Source organism: Komagataeibacter kakiaceti JCM 25156, assembly GCF_000613305.1.
This window is the reverse complement of the sequence record NZ_BAIO01000193.1, coordinates 1-4,042: the sequence shown is the minus strand read 5'-3', so window position 1 is coordinate 4,042 and position 4,042 is coordinate 1. Positions and strand designations below refer to the sequence as shown.

The following is a 4,042-nucleotide window of genomic DNA, read 5'->3' as shown; positions in this document are numbered from 1 at the left end:
TCCGGCGCAGCAGGCACGCCGCCCTGCGCCACCCCGCAAGCGAACGGTCCGACATCCGGCCACTGAGCAGCGCCACCGGGATATGCCGCACCACGCAGGCGGCAATCAGGTTGGGCCAGAGTTCACTTTCCACCAGCGCGGCCACGTCGGGCTGCCAGAAATCCAGAAACCGGGCCACCCAGCGCGGCACGTCCAGCGGCGCGAACTGATGATGGACCCGTTCGTGGCCGGGCAGGTCGGGCAGGCGCGTATGCAGGATTTCCGCCCCGGAAATGGTGCCGGTCGTGACCAGAACATGCTGCCCGGCACTGGAGAGAAGAATCTGGCGGATAACCGGCATGACTGCCACCGTCTCCCCCACGCTTGCGGCGTGAAGCCATATCAGCCGGCCCGGGGGGCGCAGCAGGCAGGGGGCAAAGCCACGGCGTTGCGGCAGGCAGGCCGCGATCTCCTTGCCCCGGCGTACCCGCCGCCACAGGTTAAGGCGCAGGGCCGGGGCAAGCAGCGTTGCCAGCCCCCGCCACCCGGCCCCCAGAATGGCGCTGCACACGCGCTGTTTCAGGTGGTCGGGATGGGTCATGCCTGTGCAAGCGGGAAAACAGGGTTGCGCATAACCTTGCGGTAACACGCCTCATGATGGCGGAAAAGGATATGCGTATCCCGGATGCGGTATCAGGGGCATGCTGCCCGATGCGGATGGCCTGCATGGAAAAGCCCGGCCCCCGCCTGCGCCCTGGAAACCGCAAGCAGATAACTGATTGCGGAAAAAACGATAAAAGTTTTTGGGTGCCGCCTTTTTTCAAAAAGGCGGCGTCCTTTGAAGCTTTCTGAAAAAAGCTTCACCAAAAACTTCCTTATGATTACAGGACGTTACGTGGGTTGGCTTTTGATGCGCGGACTATCGGGCAGGCAGGCACCCGCCCGCCTTCAGTCCAGAAAGCGGCGCAGGCCCAGACCCTGTTTGCGTTCATGCAGGATGGAGGCTGGTAGGCGATGGAAAACATTTCATGCGCCTGCTGCCAGACCGACACGTCTTCCGCCCGCTCGGTTTTCACGGTGGTCATGCCACAGCGCAGCATGAACTCGTACTGGTCGGGCAGGGGCTTGCCGGTCGCGCGGATTTCCCCGGTGAAGGACAGGTGCTCACGCAGCGCGCGCGCCTGCGTGAAGGCCCGCCCATCGCGGAAGGTGGCGAACGTCACCGCCACCAGTTCCAGCCGGGGCAGGACATGATGGAGCTGCCCCACATCCACATCCGGGCCAATGGCGACGCCCAGCGGGGCCTGACCCGCGCGGGCCAGCCCTTCCTCAAGCCGTTCGAGGGGCACGATCACCGCGCCATCGGGCAGCGGCGCGCCTTCCACGGCCTCCGTCCAGCGATCATCCGTAATGCGGCCATTCTCAAGCAGGGGCATAAACGGCGTCCTTGAAGCTGGCGGCGCCAAGGCGCCGGTAGGTGTCGATAAACTGCTCGCCTTCGGTCCGCAGCACCAGATAGGCGTCGATCAGCCGGGCGATGGCGTCAACTGTTTCATCTTCCGGCAACGCCGGGCCGATGATCTGCCCGATGGCCACGTCATTGCCAGCCGATCCGCCAAGCGTGAGCTGGAAGAATTCCTCCCCCCGCTTGTCCACGCCCAGAATGCCGATATGGCCCGCATGGTGGTGCCCGCAGGCATTGATGCAGCCCGAGATGTTGATGTGCAGCTTGCCAATACGTTCCTGAAGTTCGGGATTGGCGAAGCGTGCGCTCAGTTTCTGCGCGATGGGGATGGAGCGCGCATTGGCCAGCGAGCAGTAATCCAGCCCGGGGCAGGCGATGATGTCGCCCACCAGCCCGATATTGGGCGTGCCCAGACCGGCGGCGACCAGCCTGAGCCACAGTTCGCGCAGCCGGTCCTTGCGCACATGGCCCAGCACCACGTTCTGCATGTGGGTGACGCGGATTTCACCAAACGAGAAGCCATCGGCCACGTCCGCGATCACGTCCATCTGGTCGGCCGTGACATCACCGGGGATACCGCCATCAGGTTTGATGGAAATCACCACGCTGGTAAAGCCCGGATGCCGGTGGGGGTGGGTGTTGGTACGTACCCAGCGGTCAAATGCCGCATCCGCCTTGCGTTCGGCCGCCAGCCTGTCCGCCGCATCGGCCGGGGCGTCAAGGGCGGGAATGCCGAACCGGGCGCGGATTCCCGCCACAATGGCGGGATCCAGCATGTAATCGGCGCGGTTCATGAGCGCGAATTCGGCGTCCACCTTCTCACGGAACGTCTCGACGCCGAGCGCCTGCACAAGGATCTTGATGCGCGCCTTGTACATGTTGTCCCGGCGGCCGTAGGCGTTATAGACGCGCACCACGGCCTCGAGATAGGCGACAAGATCCTGCTCGGGCAGGTTGTCGCGCAGCAGCACGCCGATGATGGGCGTGCGGCCAAGCCCACCGCCCACGAATACGTCAAATACCGGACGCCCCTGCGGGCCGGGCCGGGCGACAAGCCCGATATCATGGAAACGCGCGGCCACACGGTCCTGCGGGCTGCCGCTGATCGCGATCTTGAACTTGCGCGGCAGGAACGCGAATTCCGGGTGCAGCGTGGACCACTGGCGCAGGATTTCGGCATGGATGCGCGGATCCAGCAGTTCATCAGCGGCGGCGCCGGCAAATTCGTCGCAGGTGACGTTACGGATGCAGTTACCGCTGGTCTGTATGGCGTGCATGTCCACATCGGCCAGCTGTTCGAGGATGTCAGGCGTATCCTCCAGCCGGATCCAGTTGAACTGCATGTTCTGCCGCGTGGTGAAATGGCCGTACCCACGGTCATGGGTGCGGGCGATATGCGCCAGCGCGCGCATCTGGTCCGCGCCCAGCATGCCATAGGGAATGGCCACGCGCAGCATGTAGCATGTAGCTGGAGGTACAGCCCGTTCATGAGGCGCAGCGGCTTGAATTCGTCTTCAGTCAGGTGGCCCGCGATGCGGCGGTTCACCTGCTCACGGAACTGGGCCACGCGCTGGGAAAGGAAGGTACGGTCCACCTGGTCATAGGCATACCGTCCAACAGGCAGGGTCGCTGTGTTAGTGGACATCGGATGTCTCCACGGGCGCGAATTCAGGGTGGACGCTCGGGCCGAAGGCGCGGATGCGCTCGCGCACCGTCAGGGGCGTGACGCCTGCGGCCGAAGGGTCAAGCTGCACGCCGTAAATGCCGACAACCCGCCGTGCATCGGGGGTGGCGCGAACCTGCTTTATGGTCGCTTCCACATCCGCGTTATCAATGATGCGGGCATGGCTGATCGTTTCCGACCATCCCGTTGCGGTCAGCCAGACAATACGGCCATCAAGCAGGCGGTTGGCCGTGATGACGCTTGTACCGGTCAAATCCCGGCGGTTGTTCCTGACATCCACTTCTGAACCGATTCCTATTCAGGCGACAGGATTGTTCTGCCGCGACTGGTACATACACTGTCCGCGCCCGCATGTCCGGTGTTCATCGCGCAACCCGGCGCCGGTTTCATGTGGCCAGCCCCCATGGCCGGGAGCTGGCCTGCATGAAATTAGGAGCGCGCGCGTCCCGCCGCACCGTCAATGCGGATCGCATCCCCGATGAAGGACGCGAGCTGGGCTGCGGTTTCATCGCTGCCGCGCTGCGCCGTTTCCAGCCGCAGGGCCGGGGCGGTGGGGGCTTCATACGGGGCGTCAATGCCAGTGAAACCGGCAATCTTGCCCGCGCGCGCCGCCGCGTAAAGACCCTTGGGGTCACGCTGTTCGCATGTGGCCTGCAGCGTGTCGATGAAGATTTCGTGGAAACCGTCACCCACGATCTGACGGGCCAGTTCACGGTCCGCGATGGTGGGGGAGATCAGCGCCACGATCACGACCTGGCCGCTTTCCGCCAGAATCCGGGCCACGGCCGCAGCGCGGCGGACGTTTTCACGCCGGTCCGCATCCGAAAAGCCAAGGTCCGAACACAGCCCGGCGCGCAATGTGTCCCCATCCAGCACCGACACATCGACGCCACGGGCGAACAGGCGGTTTTCCG

4 protein-coding genes and 2 pseudogenes are annotated in these 4,042 nt (G+C 64.3%); 1 reads left to right on the top strand and 5 read right to left on the bottom strand.

Annotation, left to right across the window (positions count from 1 at the left end; translation table 11 throughout):
- Positions 1-580: 3-deoxy-D-manno-octulosonic acid transferase (locus JCM25156_RS10410; protein WP_025813036.1), on the bottom strand; the 580-nt coding region annotated here is incomplete at its 3' end.
- Positions 581-633: 53 nt separating this feature from the next.
- Here JCM25156_RS10410 and JCM25156_RS29430 point away from each other — a divergent pair.
- Positions 634-831 carry a hypothetical protein gene (locus tag JCM25156_RS29430; RefSeq protein ID WP_025813035.1) on the top strand — a complete coding sequence of 66 codons (198 nt, stop codon included), beginning with the start codon at positions 634-636 and terminating at the stop codon, positions 829-831.
- Positions 832-927: 96 nt separating this feature from the next.
- Here JCM25156_RS29430 and JCM25156_RS23415 read toward each other — a convergent pair.
- The 4 genes and pseudogenes from JCM25156_RS23415 to cysC all read right to left on the bottom strand — a co-directional run.
- Positions 928-1,415: pseudogene (locus tag JCM25156_RS23415) on the bottom strand (DUF934 domain-containing protein).
- Positions 1,402-3,089, bottom strand: a pseudogene (locus JCM25156_RS23410) (nitrite/sulfite reductase). Before JCM25156_RS23410 ends, JCM25156_RS23415 begins: the two co-directional pseudogenes overlap by 14 nt.
- On the bottom strand, positions 3,079-3,408 hold the full coding sequence (locus JCM25156_RS10390) for a DUF2849 domain-containing protein (RefSeq protein ID WP_025813034.1): 330 nt from the start codon (positions 3,406-3,408) through the stop codon (positions 3,079-3,081). Before JCM25156_RS10390 ends, JCM25156_RS23410 begins: the two are co-directional and overlap by 11 nt.
- Positions 3,409-3,557: 149 nt before the next feature.
- A partial coding sequence (gene cysC, locus JCM25156_RS23405; protein ID WP_034959308.1) for an adenylyl-sulfate kinase occupies positions 3,558-4,042 on the bottom strand: 485 nt, incomplete at its 5' end.